Source organism: Hymenobacter sp., assembly GCF_036387835.1.
GTDB lineage: Bacteria > Bacteroidota > Bacteroidia > Cytophagales > Hymenobacteraceae > Hymenobacter.
The window spans coordinates 1-17,163 of the sequence record NZ_DASVSY010000052.1; the positions used below are offsets into that span (position 1 = coordinate 1).

Here is a 17,163-nt window from a genome sequence, read left to right on the forward strand (position 1 = left end):
GCCGTACTGGCCTACACCAAGCTCGAAGTGCTCAAGGTCAAGTGCGGCATCGGCCATTTTCGCCTCAAAGCCCAACTCTACACCATCGGCCTCAAAGCCATGTATCAGCAACTCCGTCTACTTAGTGCGTAACATCAGTTAATAATAGAAAAAGGCGTTCAGCGATTAAAGCCAACAATGTCTTCATCTATTTGAACAATAAGCGTCTTGTTCTCAAAGACAGCTCTGGTACGTTTGTTCTTCCGCATATAACTAGAGAAGACACCCTTGAAGTAACATTGAGAATTGACCGCAAAAACTTAACAATGGATCAAATACCAGGCTGGCGATTGAACTCTGGAGCTATTATTTCAGCGGGAAAACTGAACAATTTTCGAAAGGTTACTTCAATTGCTAAAGAGGATGACATGGAAGAGAATAAAACTGATTATATCACTTGGAACAATAGATATCGGATTGCGCCTCAAGGGAATACTATTGATTTAGAAGGCAAGCCTGATAAAATCAAAACTGTATACTACATGATTCTAGCTGGCAATAACTTAGGGACTACAGTAATGGTACATCAGATAAAGTATAAATAACACAGAAACAAATCGGCTCCTGATGCATCAGGAGCCGATTTGTTTCTGTGTTACAGTGAGACTTTCTGCGCCTCATCAGGCGCAGCGCGGCGCATCCAGGCGGGGCCGCTGCAGGTGGCACGCATTTTCTGGCGGAACTTCTCTTGTTCTTCGGGGGAGAGACTGGCCATGCGGGATTCCATCTTTTCGCGCATCATTTTGCGGCGGCGGCTCCAGGCCTCGGCACGGGCGCCTTTGTGGAAACCGCCGAATAGGATGCGGGACAGCAGCAGCAAGCCTAGGGTTTGAGGGAAACTAATCTCGGGGCCTCGGAAAAGGTCCGGGACGAGCCAGTTCCAAAGGCTCATCGTAATGAAGCCAATAGCGGCCACGAATAAGACAGCTAAGAGAGCGAATTTGAGGCCGCGAAGCAGCCAAGAAGAGCGATTCATGGGGAAATTATTTTAAAAGACTGTCATCCTGAGCAGAGTGCAACGGAGCCGAAGTATCTCGCAAGTTGACGTCGCAGTGGCATGTGATTCTACCCATACCAACTAGATACTTCACACGCGCTTTTCAACAGGAAGAACTTGTATGTTCGTTAATCAGTGAACAGTTCTGTGTAAAGCTTTTGTAAGCGCTTGCGCAGGTGTTGAACCGCGTAGTGCTTACGGGAAATTAGGGTTTTGAGGGGTACGCCCGTTTCCTCCTCCATTTCGCGGAAGGTTTTTTCTTCCAGCTCATGCCAGATGAAGACTTGCCGCTGGGCAGCGGGCAGTTCGGCCAGTGCGTCCGACAGAGCTTCCATCAGCGTCTCGCGAAGCAAACGGTTTTCCGGGGCATCGTCGGGGGCGGGCAGAATGTCGGCTAGCAGCAGGGAGTTTTCCTCGTCGGCAGAGAAGTTGCGCGTCAGCTCGTCTTCGAGGGAAGTGGTTTTCTTGCGGCGGTAGAGGTCCGTGATTTTGTTGCGGGCCACGCGGAACAGCCAGGCCGCGGCTTGCTCTACCGGCTTGAGCACGCGGTAGCTTTCTACGAGTTCGGCAAAGACGTCTTGCAAAACGTCTTCCGCCTCGGCGGGGTCGGGGATGCGGCGACGGATGAACTGCAGCAGCCGGCCGCGCTGTGCGCGCACAGCTTCCTGTATCTGCTGGTCCTGATGGCCGGCCGTCATCGGTAGCGTCATGGTGAGGGGTAGCGTTTCCATTCTGCTAACACAGACGAACGAAGCTGGAAAATACTTGATTGTCACGGCACTTTTTGAAATACGCGACAGATGTCCTACATCATCTCCGCCTCGGCAGAGAGCAGGTCTTTTGGCAACTACTTTGACACTAGAACCACTTTACCCCTTAAATACAGATTAAAAGCGTGCTTATCCCTCAGTTGCCAGAGCTTGCCCCCTGATTTAAGGGTGGCGTTTTCCGATTTTCAGGATACCTTTGCCAGCCAATTCACTACGGCTGCGCTTCGGCGCGCCGCTTCGTTTCGCCGTCAACCGCCCCGCATGGACCACAACATACCGCAGGTTATTCAAACGGTTCCTCTTCAATACTACGTCTTCTTCGCCACGGCGCTGTTCGCCATCGGCGTACTTGGGGTGCTCACCCGGCGTAATGCCATTATCATATTTATGTGCGTAGAGCTGATGCTCAACGCCGTAAACGTGTTGCTGACTGCCTTCGCAGCTTACCGTTCCGACCCGAATGGGCAGGTTTTCGTGTTCTTCATTATGGCCGTTGCCGCCGCCGAGGTGGCCGTAGGTTTGGCCATCATCGTCATGATTTATCGCAACCTGCAAAACACCGACGTCAATCTGTTAAATCGACTGAAGTTCTAAGTTGATGGCTTAATGGTTGAATTGTTAAATGGCTAGTTGTTCAACGACTTACGAGAACAGCCAATCCCTTAACAATCCAACCATTAAGCCATTTAGCCATTAACTAGATGCAAGAAACCGTTCTACCTGCCGCCAGCGCCCCATACTCTACGTTTTTATACGTACTGATTCCGCTGCTGCCTTTCCTGGGCTTTCTCATTAATGGGCTGCTGAACAAGCGCCTGTCCGGTACCGTGGCCGGCGTGTTGGGCAGCGCTACGGTACTCGGCTCGTTCCTGATTTCGGTGTTTCTGTTTCTGAACTTCCAGTACCAGTACACCGTCACGCTGTTCGACTGGATTTCGGTGGGCTCGATGCAGATTCCGTTCTCCTACCAAATCGACCAGCTCAGCCTGATTATGCTGCTGCTCGTGACGGGCGTCGGGTTCCTGATTCACGTGTACAGCATCGGCTACATGCACCACGACGAGAACGTAGGCAAGTTTTTCAGCTTCCTGAACCTGTTCGTATTCAGCATGCTGGTACTAGTGCTCGGTGCCAACTTCGTGATTCTGTTTATTGGTTGGGAAGGCGTGGGGCTCTGCTCCTACCTGCTCATCGGTTTCTGGAACAAGAACACCAGCTACAACAACGCCGCCAAGAAAGCCTTCATCATCAACCGCGTTGGTGACCTTGGCTTCCTGCTCGGCATCTTCCTGATTTATCTCACCTTCGATTCCGTGCAATACGCCGAAGTGTTCCAGAAGGCCTCGGCCATGCAAATCGGCACGACGGTGGTAACGGCCATCACGCTGCTGCTGTTCGTGGGTGCTATGGGTAAGTCGGCGCAGTTGCCGCTCTACACCTGGCTGCCTGATGCTATGGCCGGCCCCACCCCGGTTTCGGCCCTGATTCACGCGGCTACCATGGTAACGGCGGGTATCTATATGATTCTGCGCGCCAATGTGCTGTTCACGCTGGCACCCCAAACGCTGGAGGTTATAGCCATTATTGGGGCGGCTACGGCACTGTTTGCGGCCACCATCGGTCTGGCGCAAAACGACATCAAGAAGGTACTGGCTTACTCCACCGTTTCGCAGTTGGGCTACATGTTCTTGGCCTTGGGCGTTATGGGCTACAGTACCAGCCTATTCCACGTGCTGACCCACGCTTTCTTCAAGGCTTTGATGTTCTTGGGGGCGGGCTCCGTGATACACGCCATGAGCAACGAGCAGGACATGCGCCGCATGGGTGGCCTGCGCAAGGCGCTGCCCATTACGTTCATCACCTTCCTGATTGGTTGCCTCGCCATTGCCGGCATTCCGCCTTTCTCGGGCTTCTTCTCGAAAGATGAAATCCTGCTGCATGTCTACGAGCACAGCAAGGTGCTGTACGCCATCGGCTTGTTCACGGCCTTCCTGACGGCTTTCTACATGTTCCGTCTGCTGTTCCTGACCTTCTTCGGCGAGTTCCGGGGCACTGAGGAACAGAAGCACCACCTGCACGAGTCGCCGGCTTCTATGACGCTGCCGCTTATCATCCTCGCCATCCTGGCAGCGGTGGGCGGTTTCCTAAACGCGCCGCTGGTATTAGGCCGCGGCTACCTCGCCGACTACCTCGCGCCGCTCTTCACCTACTCGCAACGCCTCAACCCGGCCGCCTTCAACGCCGAAGTCGACCACGCCACGGAATACATGCTCATCGGCCTCTCGGTAGGTGCCGGCGTGCTAGGCATCATCCTGGCGTACGTGCAATACGTGAGCCGCGGCGTCCGGCCGGCCGAAGATTCCGCCCAACGCTCAACTCCGGAAAACGTGGTCTACCACAAATACTACGTCGATGAGCTATACAACGCCCTGTTCGTGCGCCCAACCATGTGGCTCTCGAAAGGCTTGTACCGCTACGTGGAGCAAGGCATCATCGACCCGGTAGTAAACGGCTTCGGCCGCATTACCATGGGCGGCGGGCAGTTGTTGCGCTTCGTGCAAACCGGCTCCGTAGAAACCTACCTTATTCTGATGGTAATCGGCATTGTGGTAGTGCTGGCTCTGAACTTCGTGAAGTTTTAAGAATCTGACACTTGAATAGTATGAGTCACGCGGCCCTTCTATTCACACCTTATACTGGTCCTTATACCAGGGTAGAAAATGTTACCGCTGGAGAAACGATAATTATTATTGCCCTTTACTCTGTCATGATTCTTGTAAACTTTCTGCCTACTATCCTTGGAAGAAAGAAGAACAATGTCTTTGTCATTTTCATATTAAATCTATTCCTAAGCTGGACAATCATCGGGTGGCTTTATGCGCTGTATTTATCCTTGAGAAAGACACCTATTATTTCCGCTTCTGTAGCTCCGTCTTTTGAGCAACCTAAGAACAACCTGCTAATCAAATAATGCTTACAGTCCTTCTTCTACTCTGGCCCGTGGCGGCCGCCCTGCTCCTGCACTTCTTCAAAGGCAGTGCTGCCCGGGTGGCAGCGTTTGGCGCGGCGCTGATTGAATTTGTGCTGGCAATTTTCGCGGCCGTTACGTTCAACGGCGGCAACTCCGGACAATTCTCGTTGAACCTGCCCTGGATAGCCTCGGCGGGTATTAACTTCCACGTGGGGATGGACGGGCTCAGCTTGCTGCTGGTGCTGCTTACCACGTTCCTGGTGCCGCTGATTCTGCTGGCCTCGTACCGTCGCAGCTTCGAGAATGCCTCGGCATTTTATGCGCTGGTGCTGTTCATGGAAACGGGCTTGGTGGGCGTGTTCACGGCGCAGGATGCGTTTCTGTTCTACTTCTTTTGGGAAGTGGCGCTGATTCCAATTTACTTCCTGGCTGGTGTGTGGGGCGGCGTGAACCGGGCCAAGGTTACGTTCAAGTTCTTCCTGTATACCATCGTCGGTTCGCTGTTTATGCTGGCCGGCTTCGTGTATCTCTACTTCCAGACCGGCCCGGCCGCCAATGGCCTCGCGGCGCACAACTCCGACCTGGCCTCGTTCTACAACCTGAGCCTTAGCGCCCAGGAGCAGTCGTGGCTGTTCTGGCTGATTTTTGCGGCCTTTGCCGTGAAAATGCCCATTTTCCCGTTTCACACCTGGCAGCCCGATACCTACACCGAGTCGCCGGCGCCGGCTACCATGCTGCTTTCGGGTATCATGCTGAAGATGGGTATTTATGGCTGCATGCGGTGGCTGCTTCCTGTCGTGCCGTTGGGCGTAAGTCAGTGGCAGAACCTGGTGCTGATTCTATCTATCATCGGCATCATCTACGGCGCTATTATCGCCATTCGGCAGCAGGATGTGAAGCGGCTTATTGCCTACTCCTCCCTCTCCCACGTGGGCCTGATGATTGCTGGCGTGTTTTCGCTTACCCAAATTGGCTTGCAAGGCGCTAGCATCCAGATGTTGGCGCACGGTGTGAACGTGGTAGGCATGTTCTTCATTGCCGACTGCATCGAGCGCCGCACCAATACCCGCCTGATTCCTGACCTCGGCGGCCTCACCCGCAACACCCCCATCCTGACGGTGTGCTTCCTGGTGCTGCTGCTCGGGACGGTGGCCTTGCCGCTCACCAACGGATTTGTGGGCGAGTTCCTGCTGCTCGGCGGCGTGTACCAGTACAATGCCTGGATGGGCGCCGTAGCGGGTATCACCATCATCCTGGCCGCGGTGTACTTGCTGCGCATGTTCCAGCGCGTAATGCTCGGCCCCGACTCGTCTTTCTCCGAAACTATTACCGACTTGACTGGCGCCGAACTGATGGTGCTGGTGCCGCTCATCGTGCTGGTCTTCTGGATTGGCTTGTTCCCGAACACGTTCCTGCACCTGTCGGAAGGCAGCGTGATGAATATTCTAAGTGAGGTGGTGAAGCGGTAAACTGCTTGTAGCGCGACGCTCCAGCTTCGCGCATTGGCCGCGCCGTCTTAACGATTATCGTTCAACGACATCGTTCAACGATACGCGAAGCTGGAGCTTCGCGCTACATCTAACGACACATGATTTCAATCGTTCTTCTCTCTGTTTTCGGCCTCGGCAACCTCTTTCTAGGGTTCCTGCGCTCCAACCGGATTTTGCTGCCGGCCGCCATGCTCATGTTGGGCACGGTACTAACCGTGAACTTCATCGACTGGAACGGCGGCCCGCAGTCGTTTTTCAACGACATGCTGGTGGTCGACAACTTCTCGGTGGCCTTCACGGGCATTGTGGTGTTGACGGCGCTGCTGCTGATTCCCTTCTCCGAGAAATACGTGCGTGATGGTCAAGCCAATCTGGCCGAATACTACTCGCTGCTGATCTTCTCGCTGGTTGGGGCCATCATGATGGTCGCCTACAACCACCTACTGATGCTGTTCTTGGGCATTGAGATTCTGAGTGTAGCCATGTACGTGGTGGCCGGAGCCGAGAAAACCAACCTGCGCTCCAACGAGGCCGCGCTGAAGTACTTCCTGATGGGCGCGTTTGCCACGGGCATCCTCCTCTTCGGCATGGCGCTGGTGTACGGTGCTACCGGCACGTTCGAGTTAAAAAACATCAGTTTCGCGGTGCAGAACCCCATCAATGCTTCGCTCACGCCGATGCTTTACATCGGGATGCTGCTGATGCTGATTGGTATCGGCTTCAAAGTGTCGGCGGCGCCGTTCCACTTCTGGACGCCCGACGTGTATGAGGGCACACCTACGTTCTTCGCGGCCTTTATGAGCACCGTAGTGAAGACGGCTGGTTTTGCCGCTTTCCTGAAACTACTGGTGCAGGCTTTCCCTGCCGCCTCGGCTCAAGGCCTGTGGCTACCCACGCTTACCGCCATGTGCGTGCTCACCCTTGCCATCGGTAACGTGGGCGCCGTGGCGCAAACTAGTGTCAAGCGGATGCTGGCTTACTCGAGCGTGTCGCACGCAGGCTATTTGCTTATCGGTCTGGTGGCGTTCAACGGGCAGTTGGAAGGTGCTTCCGCTAACGGTATCTTCTTCTATTCGCTGGCCTACTCAGTGGCTACGGTTGCCGCTTTCGGCGTGGTGAAGCTGGTAGCCGACCAACGCAAGCGCGAAGACTACGACGGCTTCAACGGCCTCGCCAAAACCAATCCGCTGCTGGCCTTCGTGCTAACAGTAGCTATGCTTTCCCTGGCGGGCATCCCGCTCACAGGTGGTTTCTTCGGGAAGTTCTTTGTCTTCTCGGCGGCGGTAGAAAACGGGCACATTGGCCTCATTGTATTTGCCGTGGTGATGTCGATGATCAGCATCTACTACTACCTCCGCCCCATCATTGCCATGTACATGCGTGATGCTGATTCCGATACGGCCACTGAACCGATAGTAATTAGCACGTTTCAGTCGGGCGCGCTGCTGCTGCTGGCGCTGCTGACGGTGGTGCTCGGTGTACTGCCAGGAATTTTGAGTGGAATCCTGTAGGGCCTCACCCCCCGGCCCCCTCTCCCGCGGAGAGGGGGAGCCAGACGAGAGTAGCGCCGCCCGCTCGGCTCACGCCTCACGAACGGCTACCACCGAATACTTTTATCAAAAAAGTACTTATCCAAAGGCCCGCAGTTGAGAAGTTGCGGGCCTTTGTTGTTTGAAAACTAGCCACTACACCAATGACGGTAGCCGTTGGTGAGGCGTAAGCCGAACGGGCGGCGCTACTCTCGTCTGGCTCCCCCTCTCCGCGGGAGAGGGGGCCGGGGGGTGAGGCCCTACACCCGCCGCATCAGCACGCTGGCCTCATCAGCGTACTGCACCGCAGCATCCCCAAACGGCTCTTCGCCGCGAAACTTCAGCAGCAAGCGGGCGGTGGTGATGACGTCTTTCTGGCAGTAGTGGATGATGCGCGGCAGGTCCTGGTCTTCGTAATAAACGCGGGCTACGTCGGCGCCGGTGATGTCGTCTTTGGGGGTGGGAATGCCGAACATAGCGGCCAGCAACGACAGGGACGTGAAGGATTTCCGGTCGCCGAACTTCCAGAGTTCGAGGGTATCGAGGTGGTTGACCTCCCATGGCTTTTTACCGGCTGTGTCGAGTTGCGGCGGTAGGGTCAGGCCATTGATGAGCAGGCGGCGCGAGATGTACGGAATGTCGAACTCCTTGCTGTTGTGGCCGCAAAGTAGGTGCTGCGGCTTTTTTTCGAGAATGGCCGAGAAGTCGCGCAGCAGTTGGGCTTCGTCGTGGCTGGCGAAGGACTTTACGTAGAAGCGTAGCTGCTCCTGCTTGTCGTAGTAGAAGCAGCCGAGCGAGATGCAGACCACTTTGCCGAACTCGGCGTAGATGCCGGCCTGCTCGAACAGCGCGGCGGCATGAAGGTGGTCGGGCAAGGGGTCGATGTGCGAAGCGTGCGAAATCCAGCCTTTCTCGCGGCGCAACGAGTGGCACTTATGCTCCCACAGATGCTGTAGCATTTCCTCCAAATCATCGTGGCAACCGACGCAGGGCACAGTTTCGATGTCGAGTACAAAAATCTGGTCGAGCGGGAGGTTGCGGAGCAGGCGCATAGGTTGGCAGTTTCTGGTTGCTGGTTGTTGCTCTGGTAGGAACGGCAACTGCCTTTAAGGTACCAGTTTCTGCTATATATATGAACTAACAAGCTCAACCAGCTTACACACGTAGCCGTCTGCTTCTGCGTCCTCTGCGCAAGTCTCCGCGCCTTCTGCGGGCTAAAAACTATCTGCTTCGCAGGCCCCTATAGCTTGTCAGTTCAAACAGTAATTGGAAACCAGCCACCCCTTTATGTCAAACCTTCGCGCAGGGCTTTGCTCACGGCTTCGGTCATGGAACGCACGTGCAGCTTTTCGTAGATTTTCTTGATGTGCGAGCGAACGGTATCGATGCTGATGTTACGGTCGGCGGCAATCATTTTGTAGCTGTAGCCTTCTACCAGCAAGCCCAGAATTTCCTGCTCCCGGGCGCTCAGGTTGGCGTGCGAATCCTCGCTAGGCCGGCGGGGCGGCACTTTCGGGAACAGACGCAGCACTTGCCGGGCAATAGCGGGCGTCATAGGAGCCCCACCGGCCCGCACTTCCCCAATAGCATCGAGCAGGCGACTTGGGGAAGTTTTTTTCAACAGGTAGCCATCAGCCCCAGCACAAATAGCATCGAACACTCGGTCGTTTTCCTCGAATACCGTTAGCATGACCACATTTATGTTGGGAGCTATGGCCTTGATGCGGCGCAAGCCCTCAATGCCCGTGCAGCCTGGCATGTCAATATCCATGAGCACTACGTCGGGTCGCAGGCGCTTCATATCGGCTTCGGCTTGGGTGCAGTTGCCTAACGCGCCCGCCAGTTCCATGCCTACTGAGCCCGACAACAACTGGCTTAAGCTAGTCCGCAGGTCAACGTTATCTTCGTAAATCAGTACGCGAGTAGCCGTTTCCATTCGCCGGGTAAAACAGGGTATATAATACAGCGAATATACGGGCTGTTGCTAGCTGTTTAGACCACATAATGATGTGAGGAACTTCGTGAAGTGAAGTAGCCTACGTCAGCAAGGAGCTGTGCCATCCGCGCCGTAGGCTACTTCACTCGTTCACTTATTCACCTCTTCACTCATCCACTCCCAAGCGGCATGCTCAGGTGCAGCTTGGTGCCTTGGCCGGGAGCGGTGTCGATGGTGAGCTGGCCGGAGAGGCTAGCAGCTCGGGTGTGCATGTTGGCCAAGCCGTTGCCACCGCCTTGGGCCGGGCTGGCAGGGTCGAACCCAACGCCGTCGTCTTCCACTGTAAGGTGCAGTTGCCCGTGATGATAGGCCAGTAGAATGCTGGCGTGCTGGCAGTCAGCATATTTGGCCAGATTGTTTACAGCTTCTTTAAACAACAAAAAGAACTCGCGGCGCGCCTGCATCCCGAGCTTCAAGCCCTGCACCGACGGATCGGCGCGGAAAGTGAATTCGATGCCGCGGGCTTCCAGCACTTCGGAGGCAAAGCGGCGCATCCGGGCCGTTACATCGTCGAGGGAATCGTGGTCGGGATTGATGGCCCACACAATGTCGTCCATGGCGTCGAGCATACGGCGCGAGGAGTCGCCGATTTGCTCGAGGATGGCGCCAGCCAGCTCGGGGCGCTGCTGGCGCTGGTGGTTGCGGGCAATCTGGCTGAGGATGGAAATACTGCTGAGCGTGGAGCCCATGTCGTCGTGCAAGTCGCGGGCAATGCCGTGGCGGATACGCTCTAACGCCAGCAACTGCCCCACCCGCACCCGGTAGGCCAGGAACAGCAGCCCAAATAGCACCCAACTTATACCCACCTGAAACCACCACGTGCGGTTCCAGGGCGGATCTACGATAATAGTCAGCGCCGTGCCGTTTGGGTTCAATACGCCGTCGTTGTTGGTTGCTATGACCCGGAAGGTATAGGTGCCCGGGTCGAGGTTGGTATAGGTGGCTTCCCGACGGTCGCCGGCTGGCACCCACTGCTCATCGAAGCCTTTGAGTTGATACAGATAGCGGTTTTTTTCGGGTAGCTGAAAGTTGAGCGCCGCAAATTCCAGCGAGAAAACATTGTCTTCGGGCGAGAGACGGAGCACGTGCCGCTCGGTAATAACGGTGTCGGGTAGCTCAACGGGCTTGTTGAACTTGCGGAACGCCGTGAGCACCACGGGCGGCGGCACCGGATTGGTACGTACTGTCTCGGGGCAGAAGGCAACAACTCCATTGACCCCGCCAAAGTAGAAAACGCCCGCCAGGGTGCGGTGGCAGGCCGCGGCATTGAACTCGTCCTGCAGTAAGCCGTCGCGGGCGTCGAACGTATGAAACTTTTGGGTGTGCAGCGAGAAACGGGCCAGACCTTTGTTGGTGGCAAGCCACAGGCAGCTTTGGTTGTCTTCGAGTATGCCGTATACCACGTCGTTGGGCAAGCCATCGTCTTCCCGAAACGTGGTAAAGCGGCCGGCGTCGGGGTCATCTATCCGGGAAAAACCGCCGCCTTCGGTGCCAACCCACAGCGTACCTTGGCGGTCCTGCAAAATAGAACGGACCGAATTGCTGCTCAGGCTACGCGGGTTGCGCCCATCGGCGCGGAAGGTGGTGAATAGGCCCGTACGCGCATCGAAGCGGGAGAGGCCACCCCCACCGGTGGCAATCCACAGCCGTCCTTGCCGGTCTTCATATACGGTGCGGACGTAGTTGTTGGGAAGGCTGCGCGGATCGGCGGGGTTGTGGCGAAACGTGGTGAAGCGTTTGGTGGCCGGATCGTAGCGGCTAAGCCCCCCGCCGTTCAATCCTATCCACATCTTACCCTGCGAATCTTCAGAGACCGACAGAACAAGGTCGTCGGCTAGGCTGTTGGGCTGCGCGCTGTTGTGGCGGTAGTGCACGAAACGGGAGCTGCCTGGCTCCAGACAATCGAGGCCCTGGTCCTGGGTGCCGATCCACAGCCGACCTTGTTTATCGAAGCAGAGGGCTCGAATGTAGTCCTGTGCTAAACTACCAGCGTTGGCGGAATTGTGGCGGAACTGCTGGCGCTTGCCGGTGGCCGGGTCGTAGCAAATTAGCCCGTGCTCTTCGGTGCCGACCCATACCCGGCTCGCGGCGTCGGAGGTGATGGCCCACACCGGCCCGGGAGTATTGGTATCGAGGGTACGAAAGGTGGTAGGCCGCAGACTGGCGCAGCTCAGGCCCGCCTCGGTGCCCACCCACAGCAGCCCCGACTGATCTTGCCCAAGTGCTTGCACGGTGTTTTCGGGGAGGCTGCGAGAGTTGCGTGGTTGGTGCTGAAGCGGGTGGAAGGTACCCGTTGCAGCATCGTAGCGGCACAGGCCCTCGGTGGTTCCCACCCACACAGTTCCGTTCCGGTCTTCCAGTATCGCTTTGATGCGGCCCACGGGCAGGCTACCAGGTTGGCTGCCCGGCATATACCAGCGAACAGCGCCGCCCGCAGCGGGCAGGTAGCATAGTCCCTGCGCTTCGGTGCCCACCCACAGGCCCCCGCGCCGGTCGGCGTACAGCGTGGTAATGGGCCCAGCGGGCTGCAGGCGGGCATCGGGTACTAGTCGGCTAAGGCTGGCATCGAAGCGGCTAACGCGCCCTTCGCCCGTACCCACCCATATCGTGCCGGCCTGGTCTTGAGCCAGGGCCCGCACGGCATTGTAGCGAATGCTAACCCCACGCAAGGGCTGATGACGGAAGACCGTGAAGCGCTGCGTGGCGGGCTCGAAGCGGTGCAAGCCACTTTCGGTGCCGGCCCATACCTGCCCCTGCCGGTCGCACAACACGGTACGAACAAAGTTGTCGCTCAGGCCACTAGAATCGCCGGGGGCGGCGCGGTAAGTGCGGAACTGGTTGGTGCAGGGGTTGTAGCAAGAGAGGCCGCCGCCGGTGCCCGCCCACAGGTTACCAGCCCGGTCCTGGCAAAGCGCCAGCACAAAGTTGCTGCCAAGGCTGGTCGATTGTTGGGCGTCGTTGCGGAAGGTGCGGAACCCGACGCCGTCGTAGCGGCTCAAGCCGTCTTGGGTACCGACCCACAGAAAGCCGCGGCGATCCTGCACAATGGCGTACACGCTATTCTCGGCAAGCCCATCAGTAGCGGTGAGCGTCCGGAAAAGCGGCGCAGTTGGCTGCGCTATCCCATCGTGGCCTAGCAGTTCCAACAGCCCGATCAGGAGGAGCCAGATGTCAGCAGTTCTTTTCATGGTCGGTACGGACCTGATGGCTGAATGTACCGAATTACATCGAAGAAATGCTATCTATTGAAACAACGATCTGAAAATCAATTAACCTGGATTCTATAGTTAAGGTACAAGCCCGCCATCTCTAGGCAAATTCCTTCAATGAAGCAGGCGCGGCATAGGTGGTAACTTAGGCATCGTAGCGCGGAAGCCACAGGAAATCCGTTCCGCGACGAGCGCAGCGAGTTCCTACGCGTAGGAGCCGCTCGGTGCAGTACCGGATACTCGCGCTGCTCGTCGCGGAACGGATTTCCTATGGCTTCCGCGCTACGATTACGATGCTTTAACGACACTTCCCTAAAGCTAGAGCTGATTGTAAGCCCGAATCAGTGCCATAAACGGTTCGCGGTACGCGTCGCCTACGGGCAACAGGCGGCCTGCCACTTGCACTTTGGTGCGCTCTAGGTGCTCGATGCGGTTTAGGGAAACGATGTAGGACTTGTGAATGCGGGCGAAGCGCTGCGGCGGCAGTACCTCTTCTACTCGTCGGAAAGACTGCAGCGTCAGGATTTTGCCGCCATCGGCGGTGTAGAGCAGCAAGTACTCTTTCATGCCTTTGATGTAGAGCAGATCGTCGAAGGCGACGCGCTGCAAGCGGTGCTCGTTTTTGACGAACATGGCAGCGGAGGAGGTAGTGGGGGCGGGGGGCTCGGCCGGGGCGGGCACCGGAGTGAGGCTAAGAGCGGGCGGGGCGGCGGCAAAGCTTTGGTGCACGCGGGTAACAGCCTGTATAAAGCGCTGGAAAGCAGTGGGCTTGAGCAGGTAATCGGCCACGCCGAGCTCGTAGCCTTGCACGGCGTATTGGTCGTAGGCAGTGGTGAGAATGATGCGGGGGCCACGGTTGGCCGGCAGGATTTGGGCTAGCTGCATACCCGTCAGGCCGGGCATTTCGATGTCGAGAAACAGCAGATCAACCGGCGTGGCTTGCAGGAAAGTCAAGGCTGAAACAGCATCGTGTAAGGTTTTGACCAGTTGAAGAAACGGCAGCTGAGCGCAGTAGCGCTGCAACACCGCCGTGGCCAGCGGCTCATCGTCGATGATGACGCAGGTAAGGGGGCGGGAGGAAGCCAGAGAAGGGTCCATGAGGCAGAGCAAAAGCTAGGCGGGCGTGGGCGCCAGCAGCATGAGAGTAACGTGGTAGTGAGTAGCCGACTCGTCGACACGCAGCTCGTGGCGCTCGGGGTAGAGCAGCTGCAAGCGGCGGCGCAGGTTAACCAGGCCGACGCCACCGGGGCTTTTGGCTTCGGGCAGTATTGCGCGGCGGATGCCGTTGCGCATGTTAAACTCCAGCCGGTCTTGGTGCAAAGCCAGGCGCATATCCACCACGTAGGGCCGGGCCGTCAGGTCGCCGTGCTTGAAGGCATTTTCGACCAGCGGCAACAGCAGCATAGGCGCTATGGGGTAGTGCGGGGGAATGTCGGTGGCAATGTTGAAGCGCAGGCTTTCGGCACTGGCGCCGGGCAGGCGGAGACGCTGTAAGCTCAGAAAGCTTTGCAGGTGCGAAACCTCCTTGGAAAGCGGTACCGTATCGGCGGCCGATTCATACAGTAAATAGCGCATCAGTTCGGCCAGCTGCAAGACGGCCACCGCAGCCGGCGCCTCCGGCGACTCCTGACTGGTGAGCGAGTAGATATTGTTGAGCGTGTTGAAGAGGAAGTGCGGGTTGATCTTGGCCTTCAGCAACGACAGTTCGGCGGCCAAGTGCTGCTTTTCCAGCTCCTCGCGGTGGCGGTCGTCTTCCTGGCAGCGACGGTCGTGCTACCCGCTCATGGTAATAGACGCGCTGCAAGGTAAAGTATGGCGCAAGCTGGTCGAGAAAACGCAGCTACCCGCGTTGCAGGCCACCCACAACGTCATCAGCTCGCGCTTGTTCGCGGGCAAAACTGTGGTGCACGTGCTGGCCGATGCCGCCCCCGACAATAGTTCCGAAAGCGTAACGCCGGATTTGGAAGACGTCTACTTTTCAGCAATTAAAAATTATGAATTGAAAATCAGGCCTGGGGTTCCGCTGGCCTAGCAGCAGGTTTCAGCTGCCCGGCGCAGGCGGCATTTCACGCCGCAGCTAGCACCTGGCACCTACCCAAGCACCCGCCCAATTCCTACTTAATTAATTCATAATTCTTAATTGAAATGTTCCTCCCATATTCCTTTTCGAAATAAAATACCGGCTGCGGCGGCCAGCCACCTGGATTTACTTCGGGCTGCTGGCCCTGATGGCCGGGTTGCTGGTAACGGCGGCAGGCGGTGGCTTCGGTTCGGGCGTAACTATCGCGCTGGGCGGCGATGGGCAAGCCGTGAAGGTCAATACTCCTTACTCGCTTAGTGTGATTATCAGCATTTTGAGCGTGTTCAGCATCATCATCGCCTCCTCGCTAATGGGGGCAATCCGGTGTACCGCGACGTTGAGTACCAGGCGCACCCGCTGTTCTACACCAAGCCCATCAGCAAATGGGGCTATCTGGGCGGCCGATTTCTGGGCTCGCATGCCATTGCCGTGCTGGTGTTCACCGGTATTGGGGTGGGCGCGGCGCTGGCCAGCGTGATGCCCTGGGTGGAAGCCGACCGGTTTCTGCCGGCGGGCAGCTACTTGTGGCCGTTCGTGGTGATTGTGCTGCTTCAGCCCTGATGGTGATGCGCCAGCGCTACGGAGCCAATGCCATGGAGCGGTGGATGAAAATCAATATGAACCGCTACTTGAGCGGCCGTAGTGTAGAGCAAAAAAAGGAGGTACCACTGGCGTTAGTTGAAAATCAGCAGTACATCCACTACGGCAAAGGCTCCGTAACGATGTATGCCTTACAGGATTACCTCGGTGAAAAACAGCTGAACGGTGCCCTCAAGCAGTACGTGCAAGCCGTGGCCTTCCAGAACCCGCCCTACACCAACTCGCCGGAGTTCGTCGGCTACATCCGCCGCGCCGCCCCCGATTCGCTCCAGCCCCTGCTCACCGACCTGTTCGACCGGATTACGCTCTACGACAACCGCGTAACCGACGCCACCGCCAAAAAGCTGCCCGACGGTCGCTACCAGGTGGACATGACCGTCACGAGCAGCAAGTTCTACTCCGACAGCCTCGGCACGCAGCGCCCTGCTCCTATCCGCGAAACGCTGCCCGTGGCCGTATTCCCGGAAACCGGCAAAGACAAGCGCCCGCCCGCGCCCTTGCTGCTAGTGAAGCAACGCCTGCACCCCGGCTCCAACAAGTTGCGCTTCATCGTGGCCCAAAAGCCCGCCAACGTCGCCGTCGACCCCTACCACGAGCTGGTAGACCGTGACCTGGAAGACAACCGCAAGGACGTGAAGCTGTAGCCTGAGCTTCGTTGGTTTACTGAGCACTCTCGCCTCAGGAAGAATGTAACGTGAAATTGCACTTCGCGAGGCAGCCGCGCCACAAGCAATCATATTACATCGGTGCGTACACCTCGCGAAGTGCAATTTCGCGTTACATTTCATGCCACCAGGAATACGGCCATTGTAGCCAGTTATCTACCATGCCAGCCCGCACGGGATTTTCCAGAGTGTAGGCTATAATGTTACGCATCTCTTCCGCGTTGCGCACTACGTGGTCATAGCTTTCCCGGTGCCCGAACTGACCGGTGCGGCCTAATAGTCGATTAGCCTCGCGGGCAGTGTGTGCTTTGATAGACTGTAATGCGCGCATCATAGGCAGTCCATCTTCAAATAACGTGGCCACTACGTGTACATGATTGGGCATAATGCAATAGCAAACCAGTTCGTATGCCTGCCTCTCAAAATACTGCAGTGCCAAACCACCAACGCCGCTATAGCCGGCTCTTGCAGCCATGTTGGCCCGCAGTCCAACCTCTCCAGCAACTTATCGAACTTACCGAAATAGCGCTTCTGCCGCGCATAAGAAGCTTCCCAACTTTCACCAGCAACCGCCCCGTATTCGATTCGCAATTCCTCCAATACTTTTTCCGGTAGAGAACCCGCCAGCCGGAAAGTAATAAACACCGTCTCCCCTGGTGGCAGCAAATGCGGCAAATTGCGTTGCTAATCCTGCAGGTTCATCCCTAAATGTAACGCGAAGTTATACTTCGCGACGCGTTGAACGGTCCTGTCCGTGCTAGCAGTAGTATCGTTCAACGCGTCGCGAAGTATAACTTCGCGTTACATCTTTTACTTG

Annotated in this window: 19 protein-coding genes and 1 pseudogene; 10 read left to right on the forward strand and 10 right to left on the reverse strand. The window is 56.8% G+C overall.

Annotated features, from left to right (window positions below):
• Together VF639_RS25485 and VF639_RS10390 are read left to right on the forward strand one after the other, a co-directional pair.
• Positions 1-132: pseudogene (locus VF639_RS25485) on the forward strand (IS701 family transposase); the annotation flags it as partial.
• A 59-nt stretch (positions 133-191) separates the two neighbouring features.
• The gene (locus VF639_RS10390) at positions 192-584 is read left to right on the forward strand and encodes a hypothetical protein (protein ID WP_331145834.1); all 393 of its coding nucleotides are present in this window, start codon (positions 192-194) and stop codon (positions 582-584) included.
• A gap of 50 nt (positions 585-634) precedes the next feature.
• Here VF639_RS10390 and VF639_RS10395 read toward each other — a convergent pair whose 3' ends face one another.
• Together VF639_RS10395 and VF639_RS10400 are read right to left on the reverse strand one after the other, a co-directional pair.
• The gene (locus VF639_RS10395; protein ID WP_331145835.1) at positions 635-1,015 is read right to left on the reverse strand and encodes a hypothetical protein; all 381 of its coding nucleotides are present in this window, start codon (positions 1,013-1,015) and stop codon (positions 635-637) included.
• A 149-nt stretch (positions 1,016-1,164) separates the two neighbouring features.
• On the reverse strand, positions 1,165-1,767 hold the full coding sequence (locus VF639_RS10400; RefSeq protein WP_331145836.1) for an RNA polymerase sigma factor: 603 nt from the start codon (positions 1,765-1,767) through the stop codon (positions 1,165-1,167).
• A 300-nt stretch (positions 1,768-2,067) separates the two neighbouring features.
• On the opposite strand from VF639_RS10400, the gene nuoK reads away from it, so the two are divergent.
• The 5 genes from nuoK (at position 2,068) to VF639_RS10420 (ending at position 7,778) form a co-directional block, all read left to right on the forward strand.
• The gene (gene nuoK / locus VF639_RS10405; RefSeq protein WP_331145885.1) at positions 2,068-2,400 is read left to right on the forward strand and encodes an NADH-quinone oxidoreductase subunit NuoK; all 333 of its coding nucleotides are present in this window, start codon (positions 2,068-2,070) and stop codon (positions 2,398-2,400) included.
• A 107-nt stretch (positions 2,401-2,507) separates the two neighbouring features.
• Positions 2,508-4,448: an NADH-quinone oxidoreductase subunit L gene (nuoL, locus tag VF639_RS10410; protein ID WP_331145837.1), complete on the forward strand. Its 1,941-nt coding sequence runs from the start codon at positions 2,508-2,510 to the stop codon at positions 4,446-4,448.
• A 125-nt stretch (positions 4,449-4,573) separates the two neighbouring features.
• Positions 4,574-4,777, forward strand: a complete 204-nt coding sequence (locus VF639_RS25360) for a superinfection immunity protein (RefSeq protein ID WP_414654706.1) — start codon at positions 4,574-4,576, stop codon at positions 4,775-4,777.
• Positions 4,777-6,246 carry a complex I subunit 4 family protein gene (locus VF639_RS10415; protein WP_331145838.1) on the forward strand — a complete coding sequence of 490 codons (1,470 nt, stop codon included), beginning with the start codon at positions 4,777-4,779 and terminating at the stop codon, positions 6,244-6,246. The genes VF639_RS25360 and VF639_RS10415 overlap by 1 nt, the downstream gene beginning before the upstream one ends.
• A gap of 119 nt (positions 6,247-6,365) precedes the next feature.
• On the forward strand, positions 6,366-7,778 hold the full coding sequence (locus VF639_RS10420) for an NADH-quinone oxidoreductase subunit N (protein WP_331145839.1): 1,413 nt from the start codon (positions 6,366-6,368) through the stop codon (positions 7,776-7,778).
• Positions 7,779-8,056: 278 nt separating this feature from the next.
• Here the strand turns inward: VF639_RS10420 and VF639_RS10425 are convergent, their stop codons facing one another.
• The 5 genes from VF639_RS10425 to VF639_RS10445 all read right to left on the reverse strand — a co-directional run bounded on the left by VF639_RS10425 (position 8,057) and on the right by VF639_RS10445 (position 14,717).
• The gene (locus VF639_RS10425) at positions 8,057-8,848 is read right to left on the reverse strand and encodes a 3'-5' exonuclease (RefSeq protein WP_331145840.1); all 792 of its coding nucleotides are present in this window, start codon (positions 8,846-8,848) and stop codon (positions 8,057-8,059) included.
• Positions 8,849-9,081: 233 nt separating this feature from the next.
• Complete coding sequence (locus VF639_RS10430; RefSeq protein ID WP_331145841.1) at positions 9,082-9,732, reverse strand: response regulator transcription factor; 651 nt, start codon at positions 9,730-9,732, stop codon at positions 9,082-9,084.
• Between the two features lie 170 nt (positions 9,733-9,902).
• The gene (locus tag VF639_RS10435; RefSeq protein ID WP_331145842.1) at positions 9,903-12,980 is read right to left on the reverse strand and encodes a sensor histidine kinase; all 3,078 of its coding nucleotides are present in this window, start codon (positions 12,978-12,980) and stop codon (positions 9,903-9,905) included.
• 339 nt (positions 12,981-13,319) lie between these two features.
• Positions 13,320-14,099: a LytR/AlgR family response regulator transcription factor gene (locus tag VF639_RS10440; protein ID WP_331145843.1), complete on the reverse strand. Its 780-nt coding sequence runs from the start codon at positions 14,097-14,099 to the stop codon at positions 13,320-13,322.
• Positions 14,100-14,114: 15 nt separating this feature from the next.
• Entirely contained in the window at positions 14,115-14,717 is a 603-nt protein-coding gene (locus VF639_RS10445) for a sensor histidine kinase (protein WP_331145844.1), read from the reverse strand.
• 67 nt (positions 14,718-14,784) lie between these two features.
• Here VF639_RS10445 and VF639_RS10450 point away from each other — a divergent pair, with 67 nt between their 5' ends.
• The gene (locus VF639_RS10450) at positions 14,785-15,033 is read left to right on the forward strand and encodes a hypothetical protein (protein ID WP_331145845.1); all 249 of its coding nucleotides are present in this window, start codon (positions 14,785-14,787) and stop codon (positions 15,031-15,033) included.
• Between the two features lie 82 nt (positions 15,034-15,115).
• Here VF639_RS10450 and VF639_RS10455 read toward each other — a convergent pair whose 3' ends face one another.
• A complete protein-coding gene (locus VF639_RS10455) occupies positions 15,116-15,307 on the reverse strand; it encodes a hypothetical protein (RefSeq protein ID WP_331145846.1) in 192 nt (63 codons plus the stop codon).
• Between the two features lie 98 nt (positions 15,308-15,405).
• On the opposite strand from VF639_RS10455, the gene VF639_RS10460 reads away from it, so the two are divergent.
• Entirely contained in the window at positions 15,406-15,642 is a 237-nt protein-coding gene (locus VF639_RS10460) for a hypothetical protein (protein ID WP_331145847.1), read from the forward strand.
• Positions 15,606-16,325, forward strand: a complete 720-nt coding sequence (locus tag VF639_RS10465) for a M1 aminopeptidase family protein (protein ID WP_331145848.1) — start codon at positions 15,606-15,608, stop codon at positions 16,323-16,325. Before VF639_RS10460 ends, VF639_RS10465 begins: the two co-directional genes overlap by 37 nt.
• A 133-nt stretch (positions 16,326-16,458) precedes the next feature.
• Here VF639_RS10465 and VF639_RS10470 read toward each other — a convergent pair whose 3' ends face one another.
• Both VF639_RS10470 and VF639_RS10475 read right to left on the reverse strand, forming a co-directional pair.
• Entirely contained in the window at positions 16,459-16,731 is a 273-nt protein-coding gene (locus VF639_RS10470; protein WP_331145849.1) for a hypothetical protein, read from the reverse strand.
• Positions 16,710-17,021, reverse strand: coding sequence for a hypothetical protein (locus tag VF639_RS10475; protein WP_331145850.1), 312 nt, complete (start codon positions 17,019-17,021; stop codon positions 16,710-16,712). The genes VF639_RS10470 and VF639_RS10475 overlap by 22 nt, the downstream gene beginning before the upstream one ends.
• Positions 17,022-17,163: the final 142 nt, after the last annotated feature.